Source organism: Actinoplanes sp. CA-051413 (assembly GCF_050955795.1).
In the GTDB taxonomy this organism is placed as follows: Bacteria; Actinomycetota; Actinomycetes; order Mycobacteriales; family Micromonosporaceae; genus Actinoplanes.
In genome coordinates this window covers 2,885,995-2,900,376 of sequence record NZ_CP192100.1, presented here as the reverse complement: position 1 = coordinate 2,900,376, position 14,382 = coordinate 2,885,995, and the positions used below count along the sequence as shown (strand labels likewise).

The 14,382-nt window shown below is 70.5% G+C and carries 9 protein-coding genes; 4 read left to right on the top strand and 5 right to left on the bottom strand.

The genetic code is table 11. The features are described from left to right. Positions 1–9: 9 nt before the first annotated feature. From ACQP2Y_RS13825 to ACQP2Y_RS13815, 3 genes are read right to left on the bottom strand one after another with little or no spacing between them, the layout of a single operon-like run. On the bottom strand, positions 10–1,158 hold the full coding sequence (locus tag ACQP2Y_RS13825) for an ABC transporter substrate-binding protein (protein ID WP_433727990.1): 1,149 nt from the start codon (positions 1,156–1,158) through the stop codon (positions 10–12). Positions 1,159–1,188: 30 nt separating this feature from the next. Beyond that, positions 1,189–2,943 (bottom strand): thiamine pyrophosphate-binding protein, encoded by a 1,755-nt coding sequence (locus ACQP2Y_RS13820; RefSeq protein WP_433727988.1) that lies wholly within the window; start codon positions 2,941–2,943, stop codon positions 1,189–1,191. Then, on the bottom strand, positions 2,943–4,418 hold the full coding sequence (locus ACQP2Y_RS13815) for an aldehyde dehydrogenase family protein (protein WP_433727985.1): 1,476 nt from the start codon (positions 4,416–4,418) through the stop codon (positions 2,943–2,945). The genes ACQP2Y_RS13820 and ACQP2Y_RS13815 overlap by 1 nt, the downstream gene beginning before the upstream one ends. Before the next feature lie 212 nt (positions 4,419–4,630). On the opposite strand from ACQP2Y_RS13815, the gene ACQP2Y_RS13810 reads away from it, so the two are divergent. The 4 genes from ACQP2Y_RS13810 to ACQP2Y_RS13795 all read left to right on the top strand — a co-directional run bounded on the left by ACQP2Y_RS13810 (position 4,631) and on the right by ACQP2Y_RS13795 (position 10,389). Next, positions 4,631–5,428 (top strand): IclR family transcriptional regulator, encoded by a 798-nt coding sequence (locus ACQP2Y_RS13810; protein ID WP_433727983.1) that lies wholly within the window; start codon positions 4,631–4,633, stop codon positions 5,426–5,428. A 54-nt stretch (positions 5,429–5,482) separates the two neighbouring features. Beyond that, positions 5,483–6,718, top strand: a complete 1,236-nt coding sequence (locus tag ACQP2Y_RS13805) for a CaiB/BaiF CoA transferase family protein (protein ID WP_433727981.1) — start codon at positions 5,483–5,485, stop codon at positions 6,716–6,718. Positions 6,719–6,890: 172 nt separating this feature from the next. Then, positions 6,891–7,679: a citryl-CoA lyase gene (locus ACQP2Y_RS13800; RefSeq protein WP_433727978.1), complete on the top strand. Its 789-nt coding sequence runs from the start codon at positions 6,891–6,893 to the stop codon at positions 7,677–7,679. A gap of 4 nt (positions 7,680–7,683) precedes the next feature. Beyond that, a complete protein-coding gene (locus ACQP2Y_RS13795; RefSeq protein WP_433727975.1) occupies positions 7,684–10,389 on the top strand; it encodes a TIM barrel protein in 2,706 nt (901 codons plus the stop codon). 52 nt (positions 10,390–10,441) lie between these two features. On the opposite strand, the gene ACQP2Y_RS13790 is transcribed toward ACQP2Y_RS13795, so the two are convergent. Then, entirely contained in the window at positions 10,442–13,114 is a 2,673-nt protein-coding gene (locus ACQP2Y_RS13790) for a PQQ-binding-like beta-propeller repeat protein (RefSeq protein ID WP_433727973.1), read from the bottom strand. A 19-nt stretch (positions 13,115–13,133) separates the two neighbouring features. Beyond that, positions 13,134–14,198: a ThuA domain-containing protein gene (locus ACQP2Y_RS13785; RefSeq protein WP_433727971.1), complete on the bottom strand. Its 1,065-nt coding sequence runs from the start codon at positions 14,196–14,198 to the stop codon at positions 13,134–13,136. Positions 14,199–14,382 lie beyond the last annotated feature (184 nt).

Here is a 14,382-nt window from a genome sequence, read left to right as displayed (position 1 = left end):
CCTGGCCGGTCAGCTGGTGACGGCGACGAGCTTGCCGTCGCGGATGGTGCCGATGGACGTCTCGAAGATGCCGACGCCGGTCTGGTCGAAGGCGAAGTCGCCGAGCAGGCCCTGGTACTTGGTGGCCCGGATGGCATCGGCGAGCGCCTTGCCGTCAGCGACGTTGCTGGTCTTCAACGCGGTCAGCAGGATCTGGGCGCCGTCGTAGGCCTTGGCACCGTGCAGCTCGGCGTCCTCGGTGAATTTCGCCTTGTACGCCGCGGCGAACTTCTTCGACGCGTCGCTGACGTCGTTGCTCAGATACGGCGAACTGACGATCGTGCCTTCGGCGTTCTTCGCCCCGGCGGTGTCGATGAAGACCGGCGTGCCCTGCGGCGCCGCGCCCGCGAAGGTGGCGGTGATGCCGAGGTCACGGGCCTGCTTGACGATCAGGCCGGATTCGACCTCTTCGGCGCCCAGGAAGATCACCTTGGGATTCTTCTGGCGGATTCCGGTGAGCACCGCGCTGAAGTCCTTCTGCTCGGTGGTGACGACCTGGTCGGCCAGCGGGGTGACGCCGCGGCTCTGCAGGGCCTTGAGGAACGCGTCGTGCTCACCCTTGCCGTACCCGCCGTTGTTGGTGATCATCGCGATGCTCTTGATGCCCTGCTGGTCCACGATGTGCTTGGCCAGCGTCTCGTCGTACGTGGTGCTGGTCGGTCCGTTGAGGAAGAGGAACTCGCTGCCGGCGCCGACCAGGCCGGGTGACTGGCCGGAGGTGATGTTCGGGATCTCGGCCTGTTTGAGGATGGGCGCCATGGCGATGGTCACCGCGCTCTCCGCAGTGCCGATCATGGCGACGTAGTTCTCGCTGTCGATCTTGCGGGCCAGGTTGGTCCCGATGGTCGGGTCGCCCTGGTCGTCGAAGACGTCGAGCTGGATCTGCCGGCCGTTGATGCCGCCCTGGGCGTTCCACTCGTCGACGGCCAGCCGGGCACCCTTGAGCTCCCAGGCGCCCAGCGAGCTGAGCTGGCCGCTCTGCGCATCGACGAGGGCGATCTTGACAGGCCCGGAGTCGTCTCCGGACGTTTCGTCGTTCTCGCCCGGCGCACTGCATCCGGCAGCAAGCAAGGTCGCGACAGCGAGAACGGATATGGCGGTGGCGCGGTGACGGAGCATGAGCGTCTCACCTCTACCAATCAGCAGGATTCAGTCGAAAAGGCCCTGGTAGATGTCCTTGATGTTCCAGTGGCCGGGGGTGGGTACGGGTTCGTTGACCATCGGCACGTCGATCACCGCGGGGCGGCGGCGCTCGATGGCCGTCCTCAGGGCGACGGTGAGGTCGCCCGGTTCCCCGACCGCGTAGCCGTCGGCGCCACAGGCGCGTCCGAGGGCGGCGAAGTCGGGGCTGTACGGGTTGCCGTCCGGATCGACGAAGTCACACCCGTAGCTGCGGCCGAACGCGCTCGACTGCAGGTCGGAGATCGTGCCGTGGGCACGGTTGTTCATCACCAGGAAGATGACCGGCAGGCCCCGTTCGACGGCCATCGGCAGGGCCGGCAGCTGCGCACTCATCCCGCCGTCGCCGATGAGCGCGACGACCACCCGTTCCGGCTGCGCGATCTGCACGCCGAGGGCGGCGGCCGGGCCGAATCCCATCGTGGAGGCGCCACCCGGGGTGATGAACCGGCCGGCCGCCGGCAGCGGATAGCACTGGGCCACCCCGTTCTTGTTCCAGCCGACGTCGGTGACCAGCACCGCGTCGGCGGGCAGGGCCGCGCGCACGTCGGCCAGGATCCGCTCGGGCCGCAGCGGGAACTGGTCGCTGCGGCCGCGTTCGGCGCTGGCCGCGAACATCTCGGAGCGGGCGGTGTGGATCTGCTCGCGCAGGGCGGAGCGGGCCGTGACCGGGGCCTGCCGCCGGTGCACGGCGTCGAGGATCCGGCGTACGGCCAGGCCGGCGTCGGCCACCACACCGATCTCGACCGGGTAGTTGCGGCCGATCTCGGCCGGGTCGATGTCGATCTGGATCAGCCGGCTCGGCGGGAAGCTCCAGGTGAACCGGGGATCCCAGGAGCTGGCGTCGGTCTCGGCGAACCGGGTGCCGATGGCCAGCACCAGGTCGGCGTTGCGGGCGTACGCGTTGGTCTCGGCCAGTCCCCAGAATCCGGTCATGCCCATCACGAGCGGGTGCTCGTCGGGCAGGGCGCCCTTGGCCATCAGCGAGTGGGCGACCGGGATGTCCAGGTGCTCGGCCAGTTCCCGCAGGGCCTGCCGGCCCGTGGGTCCGCCCAGGCCGCCCCCAAGGTAGATCAGGGGCCGCTCGGCGCCGACCAGCTGGGCGGCGATCCGGTCGGCGTCGGCCGGCGCCAGATCGGGCCGGGAGGACGAGCTTGGCAGCGGACTGACGGTGACGGTGTCGGGCAGGGGCCGGGAGAAGATGTCCATCGGCACGTTGAGCAGGACCGCGCCGGGACGGCCGGACGTGGCCGTCCAGAACGCCCGCTCGGTGAAGCGGAGCAGGTCCTCGACCCGCTGAACCTGCCAGGCGCGCTTGACGAAGGGGCGGTAGATGGCCGCCTGGTCGGCGTCCGCGTGCAGGTTGACTTCCTGGTGCGGATGGCGGCCGTACATGTAGGAGGGGATGTCGCCCGAGATGGCGACCAGCGGCACCGAGTCGAGGGCCGCGGTGGCGACACCGGTGACCGCGTTCATCATTCCGGGGCCGACGTGCATCAGCACCACGCCGGGTTTGCCGGTGGCCCGGGCGTAGCCGTCGGCCGCGTGGGCGGCGGTCTGTTCGTGGCGGGCGATGACGAACTCGATCGGGCTGCGGCCGAGCGCGTCCAGCAAAGCGATGTTGGTGTGGCCGCACGTGCCGAAGATGTACTCGACGCCGTAACCGGCCAGTTGCTCGACGAGGGCGCCGGCGGCGGTGCGCTGGGCGACAGTGGGCGCGGACATCAGTTCTCTCCCCAGATCGACAGGCCGTGCAGCATGAGCGTCTTGACGACCGTGAAGTCCTCGACCATGTAGCGCGGCGACTCGCGTCCGAACCCGGAGTCCTTGACGCCGCCGAACGGGACGTGGTCGAGGCGGAAGTTGGACGAGCCGTTCACGACCAGGCCGCCCACGTCGAGCTCGCGCCAGGCGGTCAGGATGCGCCCGACGTCGCGGGTGAACAGCCCGGCCTGCAGGCCGAACCGGCTCGTGTTGCAGGTGGCCAGCACCTCGTCGAAGTCGTCGAAGGGCAGCACGCTGACCAGGGCGCCGAAGACCTCCTGGGTGATCACCGAGGCGTCGGCCGGTGGATCGGCGACCACGGTCGGGCTGAGGGTGGCGCCGTCGCGCCGGCCGCCGACGGTGATCCGGGCGCCGCTCGCGACGGCTTCGGTGGCCCAGCTCAGGACGCGTTCGGCGGCTTGATCGTCCACCATCGAGCCGACCTCGGTCGCCGGGTCGAGCGGGTCGCCGACCCGCAGGTCGGCGACCGCCGCGGTCATCAGGTCGACGAACTCGGTGTAACAGGACCGCTGGACGTAGACGCGCTGCACCGAGATGCAGCTCTGCCCCGAATTGCTGTAGCCGGTGCGGGCGCACACCTTCGCGGCGGCCGCGAGGTCGGCGTCGGCGCAGACGATGGTCGCGGCGTTGCCGCCCAGCTCCAGCACCAGCCGCTTGGCTCCGGCGGCCCGGGCCACCGCGGCCCCGGTCTCGGCACTGCCGGTGAAGCTGATGACGGCGACCTCGGGGGCGGCGCACAGGGCGGCGCCGATCTCGCCGTCACCGTGCAGCAGCTGCACCGACTCGACGGGCGCCCCGGCCTCCAGCAGGAGGGCGACGATCGCCGCGGAGGTTGCCGGGGCCTGGGGTGGCGCCTTCACGATGGTGCTGTTCCCGGCCGCGAACGAGGCGCCGAGCTTGTGCGCCAGCAGGTTGGCCGGCGCGTTGAACGGGGTGATGGCCAGGGCCACGCCGGCCGGTGCCCGATAGGTCAGGGCGGTGTTGCCGACCCCGCGCGCCCAGCCGGCCACCGGCAGCAGTTCACCGCCGATCTGGCGAGCCTCGGCCGCGCACACGGCGAACGTGTCGGCCACCCGGTCGAGCTCGCCCCGGCCGTCGCGGACCGGTTTGCCGAGCTCCAGCGCGATGATCCGGGCGATCGCCTCGCGATGGCCGGTGGCCAGGGCGGACGCGCGGTCGAGGATCGTGGCCCGGGTGGCCGGGGCCAGCCGGGCCACCGTACGGGCTGCTGCCTGCGCATATTCGGCGGCGATTCGCGCGTCGCCGGGCCCGGCCGGTCGGGCCCGGCTGACCACCTTGCGGACGTACGGCCCGATCCGCTCGGTCGTGGCCCCATCGGTGGTCCACTTTCCACCGAGCAGGGCCGGTGCGAGGACAACGTCGCCGGCCGGCGTCTCGAGAATCGCGTCGAGCACGGGAACCTCCCAGGTCCGCTCAGTGGACCGTATCTGGTACTTCTGGACCGCTCTGCGGACTCGGGTGTAACGTACGGTTGGCCGCCGGGCGAAGGCAATAGGTGGGTGTCGAAAAGTTACGAGCCGATGTCGACGCCGGCGGGACGGCACAATCGTCGGTGTCCGCGACACCACGGCCGCCCGTCGCGGCTGACGAGAGGAAGTGAGTCACGGTGCCATCCGCGACCAGCCGCAAAGCCCCCGGCGAGGAAACCTCCGACAGCCAGGGAGTACGCAGCATCCAGCGCGCCCTGGACATCCTGTCGCTGCTCACCGAGGAGCGCCCGCTCCTGGCCATCCGCGACATCGTCGCCGCGACCGGCCTGGCCAAGACAACCGTCATCCGGATCGTCCAGACGCTGGAGCAGACCGGGCTGCTGTGGGCCACGAACTCCGGCTACATGGCCGGCCCGGGCCTGTGGCGGTGGGCCCACCTGGCCCGGCAGAGCTGGGAACTGCCGCCCGAGACCCAGCGGCTGATGCGCGAGCTCGCCGCCCACGAGCGCGAGACAGTCAACCTCTACGTCGTCCGCGACACCGTCCGCGTCTGCATCGCCCAGCAGGAGAGCCCTCAACCGCTGCGGCACGTCGTCCGGGTGGGCGACGAACTCCCGCTCTGGGCCGGCGCCTCGGCCAAGGTGCTGCTGCGCAACGCCCCGCCCGCGCTGCTCGACCGCATCGCCCGGTCCTCGCCGTGGGGCGAGGGGCATACCGGCCGGATGCAGGAATGGATCGACCAGGCGGCCGTGCAGGGATTCGCCGTGAGCCACGGGGAGCGGGAGGAGGGCCTGTCCGCGGTGGCTGTTCCGCTCGAGGGGCGATCCGGCTCGGTGGTGGCGGCCCTGACCCTCAGCGGCCCCACCGTGCGGTTCACCGACGACCGGGTCGCGGAGTTCACCGCGGCCCTGCTGGCCGCGGCGACCCGGATGAACGAACGCGGCTTCGACCACCCGCTCGGCTCGTCGCTCTAGCCCCCGGCCGGACCGGGTCCGGTCCGGCCTGGGGCGTCGGAAGGAGATCCCCCTATGCAAGACCGGCCGCTCGACGGTGTCCGCGTCCTCGACCTGACCAATGTTCTCGCCGGCCCGTACTGCACCTATCACCTGATGCTGCTCGGCGCCGAGGTGATCAAGGTCGAGATGCCGGGCCGGGGTGATCTCGCCCGGCGGCTCGGGCCCGACGCCGAACTCAACCAGGCCGGGTTGGGCGCGTCGTTCCTGGCCCAGAACGCCGGCAAGAAGTCCGTCGAGCTCGACCTCAAGTCCGACGGCGGCCGGGCCGCCTTCGAGCAGCTCGCCACCCACGCCGACGTGCTGGTCGAGAACTACCGAGCCGGCGTGCTGGCCCGGGTCGGCTTCCCGTGGGAACGGCTGCGGGAACTCAACCCGGGCCTGGTCTACTGCGCGATCAGTGGTTTCGGCCAGACCGGGCCGATGAGTCAGGCCCCGGCCTACGATCAGATCATCCAGGGCCTGTCCGGGATGATGAGCGTGACCGGTACGCCGGAGACCGCCCCGCTGCGGGTCGGCTTCCCGATCGCCGACACGGTCGGCGGGCTCAGCGCGGCCCTCGCCATCACGGCGGCGCTGGCGGGCCGGCAGATCGACGGCCGGGGCCGCTTCCTGGACGTGTCCATGCTGGAGGCCTCGTTGTCCGCGATGGGCTGGGCGGTCTCCAACTATCTGGTCAGCGGGGTCGAGCCGCAGCCGATGGGCCATCAGAACGCGACGGCCGCGCCGTCGGGCACGTTCGAGGCGGCCGACGGCCCGCTCAACATCGCGGCCAACCGCCAGGAGCAGTACGAGACCTTGTGCCGGCTGACCGAGCGGGCCGACCTGATCGACGACCCGCGGTTCGCCGACCGGGAAGCGCGCAAGCAGAACCGTGAGGCGCTCAACCAGGTTCTCAACGAGGCACTGCGGCGCCGCCCGGCCGCCGAATGGGAACACATCCTGTCGGCGGCCGGAGTGCCGGCCGCCCGCATCCTCACCGTCGCTCAAGCGGTCGCGGCCGACCAGATCGCCGGCCGAGGCTTTCTCGCCGACCTGCCGTTTCCGGCCGGCACGCCCCGGGCCGCAATTGAGCGGTCGGGTGGGGACACGCTGCGGCTCAGTGGCAGCGGAGTGCTCTTCGACGGCGAGCCGCTCACCGCGCAGACACCTCCGCCCGCGCTCGGCGAGCACAACGCGGAGCTGCCGGAACTGCTGCGCCGCTGGCAGGCCGGCCGGAGCCCGGCTCTGGCCGACGACGCCGGGCGCTGACCCGGTCGATGCGATCACGGGCCACCTCCGTCACTTTGTACGAACCGGTACGTTAGTTATTCCCCTCGAAACATTCCGTGTCAAGAGACGACTGCCGATCTCAGCTCATCTGCAACGATCCGCTGCACGGTCCCGCTAGACCGCTGGACGGACCGGAGGTTAGGGTCGCGCCATGACGGAATCGCTGGCGGCCGACTGGTGGGGCACCGCGGTGTCCCGTATCGAGCCGAACGTGGTGGAACTGCGTGGCACACCGGTCCAGGACCTCATCGGCACGATCGGGTTCGGTTCGATGATCTGGTTCATGCTCCGCGGGGAGCGTCCCCTGCCCCAGCAGGCGGCCCTGCTCGAAGCAGCCCTCGTGGCCGGTGTCGACCACGGCCCCCACGCCCCGTCCATCGCGGTGGCCCGGATGACCGCCACCTGCGGGGTCGGGCTCAACAACGCGATGGCCAGCGCGATCAACACCCTCGGCGACTCGCACGGCGGCGCGGGCCAGGAATGCGTGATGATGCTGGACGAGATCCGCCGGCGCGAGGCCGCCGGCCACGCTCTACCGGCCGCGACCGACCAGGTCATCGCCGAGTGGCGGGCCCGCGGCGTCCGCTATCTGCCCGGCTTCGGTCACCGTTTCCACACCCGCGACCCGAGACGCGATCCCCTGCTGGCTCTCGTCGACGAGGCCGTCGCCGCCGGCGTCGTGGACGGCGCTCATCTGCGTGCTGCCCTGGCCGTCGAGGCAGCTCTCAACCGGGCCCGCGACAAGCCGATCCCGATGAACATCGACGGCGCCACCGCGGTCATCTACGCCGAGCTCGGCTTCCCCGCCCCGCTGGCGCGAGGACTGTTCGTCCTCAGCCGCAGCGTCGGCATCCTCGCGCATGCCTGGGAGGAGACCGGGCAGGGGCGGCGCAACAAGGGACCGATCCCGCCCGCCATCCGGCCCACCTATCTGGGGTGACAGCATGGCCTCTCCCTATCGTCTGTCCATCGCCACGTCCTGCCTGTCGGGCGCCCTCGACGACAAACTGGCCGCCGCCGCGGCGGCGAGGTTCCACGGCGTCGAACTCGCCGACAACGATCTCGTCGCGTCGTCCTGGTCGCCGGACCGGATCAACCAGGAATGCGACCGCCGCGGCCTGACGATCGACGCCTACCAGATGCTCTCCGACGTGGAAGCGGTGCCGCCGCAGGTCTTCGCCGCGACCCTGCGCCGGGCCGAGCGGACATTTGACCTGCTCGAGCAGCTCGGCACCCGCACTTTGCTGGTCGGCTCGTCGACGTCGGCCGACGCCGTCGATGACGACGACCTCGCCGCCGAGCAGTTGCACGCCCTGGCCGTCCGAGCCGAGCACCGCGGCCTGCGCATCGCGTACGAGGCGCAGGCGTGGGGACGGTTCGTCAGCACCTATCCGCACGCGTGGCGGATCGTCCGCCGCGCCGGCCATCGCGCCCTCGGCCTCTGCCTGGACAGCTTCCACGTGCTGTCGCTCGCCGGGAGCGATCTGGCCGGCCTCCGGGTCATCCCCGGCGAGAAGGTGTTCCACCTCCAGCTGGCGGACGCGGCCGGCCCGACCGCGAACGTCGTCGAAGGAGGGCGGCACCACCGGCTCTTCCCCGGCCTGGGCTCCTTCGACCTCGCCACGTTCCTCGCTCATGTGCTGAGCACCGGCTACGGCGGCCCGCTGTCACTCGACGTCCTCAACGACGTCTACCGGCAGGCGGATCCCCGGCACGCCGCGATCGACGGCATGCGGTCACTGCTGGCCCTTCAGGAATCGGCGGGCGCGGTCGCCCCGCCACCGGCCCGGGACCGGCTCCGCTCGGGTGGGCTTCCCCCGGCGCCCGAGCTCAGCGGCATCGTCTTCACCGAGGTCGCCGTGGACGAGATCTCCGGTCCGGCCGTGGCCCGGGCCCTGGCCGCGCTCGGCTTCGCCCACGTCGGTCAGCACCGGTCGAAACCGGTGCAGCTCTGGCAGCAGGCCGAGGCCCGGATCCTGCTGAACTTCGCCGCGCAGCGGACCGTCACTCCCGGCACGGCAACGATCTGCGCCCTGGCAGTGGAGAGCGCCGATCCGGACGCCTCGACCCGCCGGGCGGAACAGCTGCTCGCCCCGGTGCTGCCCCGGCTGCGCGAGCCGCAGGAGGCGGAGTTGACCTCCATAGCCGCCCCCGACGGCATCGCGGTCTTCCTCGTCCGCACCGGGCCGGACCGGGACAGCTGGATCCAGGACTTCGTACCCGCACCGGTCCCGGCCGGTGGCGGCACGGGGATCACCGGCACCGATCACCTGTCACTGACCGACGAGGTCGACGACTTCGATGAAGCGGCCCTGTTCTACCGCGTGGTGCTGGGTCTGCGGGCGGCCGGGACGACCGAGATCATCGCGCCGTTCGGGCTGATCCGCAGCCGGGCCGCCGCCGATCCCGGCCACCGGGTGAGAATCACGCTCAGCACGGCGGCGTTGCGCCGCGGCGACTGGGCTCCGGTGATCCCCAGTCCGCAGCATGTCGCCTTCGCCACCGACGACGCGCTCGCCAGCGCGGCGGCGATGCGGGCGCGCGGCGCACCGTTGCTCGCCATCCCGGACAATTACTACGCCGACCTGGAAGCTCGCTTCGATCTGTCTCCGCACTTCCTGGCGGCACTGCGCGCGAACTCGGTTCTCTACGACCGGGACGAGCACGGCGCCTACCTGCACTTCTACACCGAGATGCTCGGCTCACGCGTGTTCTTCGCCGTGGTGCAGCGCATCGACGGATACACCGGCTACGACGGGCCGGTCAGCGCGCCGGTCCGGATGGCGGCCCACCGGCAACGCCGCCTGGTCACCCTGCGCGGCAGCTCACCCGGTGCATCCGTACGCCACGATTTCTCCCTGGCTCACCTGACCGCGTTGAGTCTGTCCCCACCGGAACTCGTCGACGCCGCGGCCGAAGCCGGCTACCGGTACGTCGGGCTGCGCTTGACCCGGGTGACGCCGCAGGAGCCGCACTATCCGCTCGCCACCGACCCGGCTCTGTTGCGCACCACCAAGTTGCGCCTGGCCGCCACCGGCATCGAGGTGCTGGACATCGAACTGGCCCGGATCAGCCCTGACGACGACCCCCGGGACCTGGAACGGTTCCTCGACGCCGGAGCGGAACTCGGCGCCCGGCACGTCATCGCCCAGCTCCCCGATCCTGACCGCAACCGCAAGATCGAGCGGTTCGCGCGCCTGTGCGAAATGGCCCGGCCACGCGGCCTCACCGTCGACCTCGAGTTCCCCTCCTGGACCGAGACGCCGGATCTGAACGCCGCGGTCCGCGTCCTGCGTGGCGCCGGCCAGCCCAACGCCGGCATCCTGGTCGACCTGTTGCACTTCGCCCGGTCCGGTTCGAGCATCGCGGACCTGCGCCAGCTCCCCGCCGAGTGGTTCCACTTCGTACACGTCTGCGACGCACCGCCGGCGGTGCCGCCCACCAACGAAGGACTCATCCACACCGCCCGCTTCGAACGGCTCTTCCCCGGCGAGGGCGGCATCGACGTCCACGGCATCCTCGACGCCCTCCCGCCCGGACTGCCGTACGCCCTGGAGATTCCCCGGGCGACGCTGGTCGCCCAGGTGGGCGGCAAGGAACACGCCCGGCAGGCCATCACGGCAACCCGCGACTACCTCCGGCGCCGGTGACCGGTCCCGGCGAGGCCTTCGTACGGCCTCGCCGGGACCGGGTGCCCTGGACCTACTTGACGATCCGGACCGTCGCCGTGGAGGTGAGCTGTTCCTGCCGGCCGTCGTGCCGGAAGGTTCCGGCCAGCGTCAACGGCACCGCGTCACCCGCCGGCACGTTGTTGTCGAGGTCGGCCTTGTCGAACACCACGGTCAGCGTACGACCGATGGTCTTGGCATATGTTGCCTTGACGGGTGTCCGCGACAGCGGTGTCCGCAGGGTGACGTCGCCGTCGAGGCGATAGCCGGGCGGAAGGCTCAGCGTCGCGATCACGACGCCGCGCACCCCGGTGAAGATCCCGGTACGTGAGCTCAGATCGAGGCTCGAGGGCAGGAACCGCAACGCACCCGGCAGGTCCCGTGGCGACAGGTACACCTCGATCTTGCCGGTCGGCCGCGGGTCGGTGCAGTCGTTGAAGTAGTACTCGCCGGCGCGGTCGAACGTGAAAGTGGAGCTCCGCCCGGGGTCCAGTTTGAGATTGAAGAGCCCCTCGAAGAACTGGGTCGCGCAGTGCGGCTTCTGGTTCGGGAAGTTCGGGAACGTTTCCGCCCCCGGGTTCCGGAAGGTCACGGTGGTTCCCACCGGCACCCGCAGGTGGGTCGGGGCCATACCGCGCTGGGACGTGCTGTCGCGCGCGGTGGCGGTGTCGGTGGTGCGGTCCTGGCGGCCCAGGTACACGGTGTTGTTCACCGTCGCGCCCTCGACCGGATCGCCCTGGACGGGACGGCGGATCGCCAGCGGTGCCGGGTCGGGCCCCTCCTGGCTGCCCGACTCCGTCGCGTACCGGCCACCGAGCTTGAACGCCCACAGCGAATCGCCCTGGGTCACCGAGGCGCCGTACGGGTTCGTGGACCCGGCGGCGAGAACGGCGACGTACTGCTCGCCGTTCACGGTGTAGGTGATGGGGGCACCGGCGATGCCCGATCCGGTCTGGAACTGCCAGAGCACGTCGCCGTCGCGGGCGTCCATCGCCAGCAGCCGGCCGTCGATCTGCCCGGCGAACAACAGGTCGCTCGCGGTCGTCAACGGGCCCTGGCCGTGCGACATGTCCGTGCCGAGGTGATTGCGCCACCGCACCTTGCCGGTCGAGGCGTCGTAGGCGAGGATGCCGCCGGTCTGGTACTGGCCGATGGCCCGCTGCCCGTTGGCCGCGGCGCCGTTCCAGTGCGCCACGGGGTTGGTGCCGTAGGGGAAGTAGACCAGGTTCGTGTTGTGGCTGTAGGAGTGGTTCGACCAGTCACCGCCGCCGTTCTGGCTGGTGGTCGACAGAATCGGCAGGTCCCATTGCGGGTCGTACATGCAGCCGCGGCGGTGGTCGGCCGGAGAGCCCTGCGGGTACGTGAGGAACGGTTCGTCCGCCGCGACATAACTGTCCGGGTTGAAGACCAGATTGCCGTCGGCGTCGGGCTGATAGCCGTTGTAGTTCGGCACCGCACGCCACGGGTCCCCCGGGACGTTGCGCGGGTCCAGCTTCTGCCAGACGACGCACTCGGGCAGCAGGCGCTCCGCCGGGAACGGCTGGGTCGCGGCGTTGTGCTGCCGGGAGTCCTGGATCATCGGCTTGTCAGCGACGGGGAGCACGGGCTTGCCGGTGGTCCGGTCGAGCACGAACTGGTGCCCCGACTTGCTGCCGTAGAACACCACCTTGCGCTTCTGACCCTTGACCTTGATGTCGGCCAGGGTGGGCGGATGGACGTTGTCCATGTCCCACACGTCGTGCCGGATCGACTGGTAGTGCCACTTGTAGGCCCCGGTCTTCCGGTCGACCGCGACCATGGTGGTCGAGAACAGGTTGTCGCCCGGACGCTGCGAGCCGTCCTGCGAGCTCCGGCAGCTACGCGGGTTGCCGAAGGTCATGTAGTAGAGGCCGAGTTCAGGGTCGACCGCGCCGTGGATCCACGGCGTGGCCCCGCCTTCGAGGTTGCACTGCGTGCCGTCGGGCAGCACGGGCCCCCAGGTGGCGCCGGCGTCGACGGAGTTGCCGTTGACATCGGTGTAGAGGGTTCCGCGGTCCGGCCCTCCGAAGAAGTGCCACAGGTAGGCGCCGTCGCTCGCGCGCACCGCCACGACTGCGGCCCGGTCGCCGTTGGCCGCGTGGGCGTAGACGATGCCGTCGCTGTAGACGGTCGCGACCCGGTCAAGGCTGCCCAGGTCGACGCCGGCCTGGACCGCCGGCTGCGAGACCCACACCTGGGCGCCGGTCTGCTGGTCGAGTGCGACGATGCGGTCGCCGGCGGCGAGCGTGAAGACCTTGCCCTGGCCGAGGGAGACCCCGCGCCGGGTGTCCGCCGTCTCGAACCCCTCGGGCGCCCACTTCCACTTGGGCGCGCCGGTCACGCCGTCGACGGCGATCACCTCACCACGGGGTGTGTCGAGGTAGATGACCCCGTCGGCGACGACGGGTGTCGTCTGCTGGCCGACGTCGTCACTGGCCGGCGCGACCGCCGACACGTGCGTGCGCCAGGCCGGGCCCAGCTCGTCGAGGTTCCGCTTCGTGATCTGCTTCAGTCCCGAGTAGTGCTGGTTCGCGAGGTTGCCGCCGACGGCCGGCATGTCGGCCCCCGTCGGCTCCAGACCCGGCGGCTCGGCTTCGGCGGCCACCCGGGGGCTCTGGGCGAAAGCGGTGGACGGCCCGACGGCAACAGCGACGCCGAGCAGGACCGCCAGGAGAATTCGTGGTTTCATCGATCGCCTTCCGCTGTGGCTACTTGCGCTTGGCCGGGGTGCAGAACGGCTCGAGGCCCATGGCCGACTTGATGCCGTGCTCGAGGTGTGCCTGGAATGCGGCGGCACCGGGGAATGTGGAGTTCTCCTGGAAGGCAGCCGCGTCGTGGCCGAGCGTCGTGAGCCAGGACCGGCCACCGTCGTAGTACTGGCACCAGGTGACCGGGTGGAAGTCACCGTGCCCGGGGTGCGAGCCCTCTCCGCCCGCGCCGCCCGCCAACGTCCGCTCGTCCACGGTGGCGAGGAAGTTCACGTTGGTCGGGAACGGCACGAGGTTGTACCACTCGTCGGAGAACCCCCAGCGTCGTGGCAGGCCCTTGGTCGATACGTCGCGGTCGTTGACGACGACGACGTCGCCGGGCTGGCTGCGCCCGTGGTTGTAGTAGTTCGCGTTGCCGAGCAGCCCCTCGTACCACTTCCAGCCGTACTCGGTGCCGAAGGCGTTGTGGACTCCGACAAAACCGCCGCCACCCTGGATGTACTTGCGGAGTGACTCGCGGGCCCAGTCAAGGCGGGTGCCGCCCTCGGCGCCGCGCGCGTGGTTCCACAGGGTGTCGCGGGTGGGGCTCATGAAGATCACGGCCTTGTAGCTGGAGTTGAGCCGCTCGATGGCCTGGACGTCCTCGGTGACGTGAACCTCGATGCCGTCCGCCTGCAACATCCTGACCAGGGCGGATTGCGCCACATTGGAGCTGTTCAGCGGGCGCGGCCACGCCGCCGGATCACTGTGATCGTGGGTGATCACGTACGGGCGGGGAAGGGCGAGGCCCTGGACGCTCGGGTTGTCGGGATCGAGGACCTGTCCCAGGTTGGCGTGTCTGGGACCCGCCGTACGCGAGTACACCAGCACCTTGTTGTCACGCTGGGTGCCCCAGTCGCTGTAGCAGCTCGGGTCGACCCCTCGGCACACGCCGTAGATGGGATCGATGCCGGCCGGCCTGGTGGGCTGCCCGTTCGACGAACCCGTGAGCGCCAGCGCCGAGGCCGGCGCGAGGATCGCCAGCGCCGCGATCGGCACGACCGTTCTGAGCCAATGGTTGTTCATGCCGGGGAACTCCCGTCTGGAGGTGTATTCCAGGTGCGGTAGGTCCACTGGATGGACTAGTTGAACCGCTAGACAGACCATAGCGGCGGGTGACCACCCTCACAAGGTGGCTATATAGGTCACTGTCAGTGAATCGCCACTGCCGCATCAAGCGCACAACGGTGGCCCGATTGGTATCGGGCCG

What these genes read in the sequence shown, in the direction of transcription:
- ACQP2Y_RS13825 (WP_433727990.1), bottom strand. Translation starts at nt 1,158, where the DNA reads ATGCTCCGTCACCGCGCCACCGCCATATCCGTTCTCGCTGTCGCGACC.
- ACQP2Y_RS13820 (WP_433727988.1), bottom strand. Translation starts at nt 2,943, where the DNA reads ATGTCCGCGCCCACTGTCGCCCAGCGCACCGCCGCCGGCGCCCTCGTC.
- ACQP2Y_RS13805 (WP_433727981.1), top strand. Translation starts at nt 5,483, where the DNA reads ATGCAAGACCGGCCGCTCGACGGTGTCCGCGTCCTCGACCTGACCAAT.
- ACQP2Y_RS13800 (WP_433727978.1), top strand. Translation starts at nt 6,891, where the DNA reads ATGACGGAATCGCTGGCGGCCGACTGGTGGGGCACCGCGGTGTCCCGT.
- ACQP2Y_RS13795 (WP_433727975.1), top strand. Translation starts at nt 7,684, where the DNA reads ATGGCCTCTCCCTATCGTCTGTCCATCGCCACGTCCTGCCTGTCGGGC.
- ACQP2Y_RS13790 (WP_433727973.1), bottom strand. Translation starts at nt 13,114, where the DNA reads ATGAAACCACGAATTCTCCTGGCGGTCCTGCTCGGCGTCGCTGTTGCC.
- ACQP2Y_RS13785 (WP_433727971.1), bottom strand. Translation starts at nt 14,198, where the DNA reads ATGAACAACCATTGGCTCAGAACGGTCGTGCCGATCGCGGCGCTGGCG.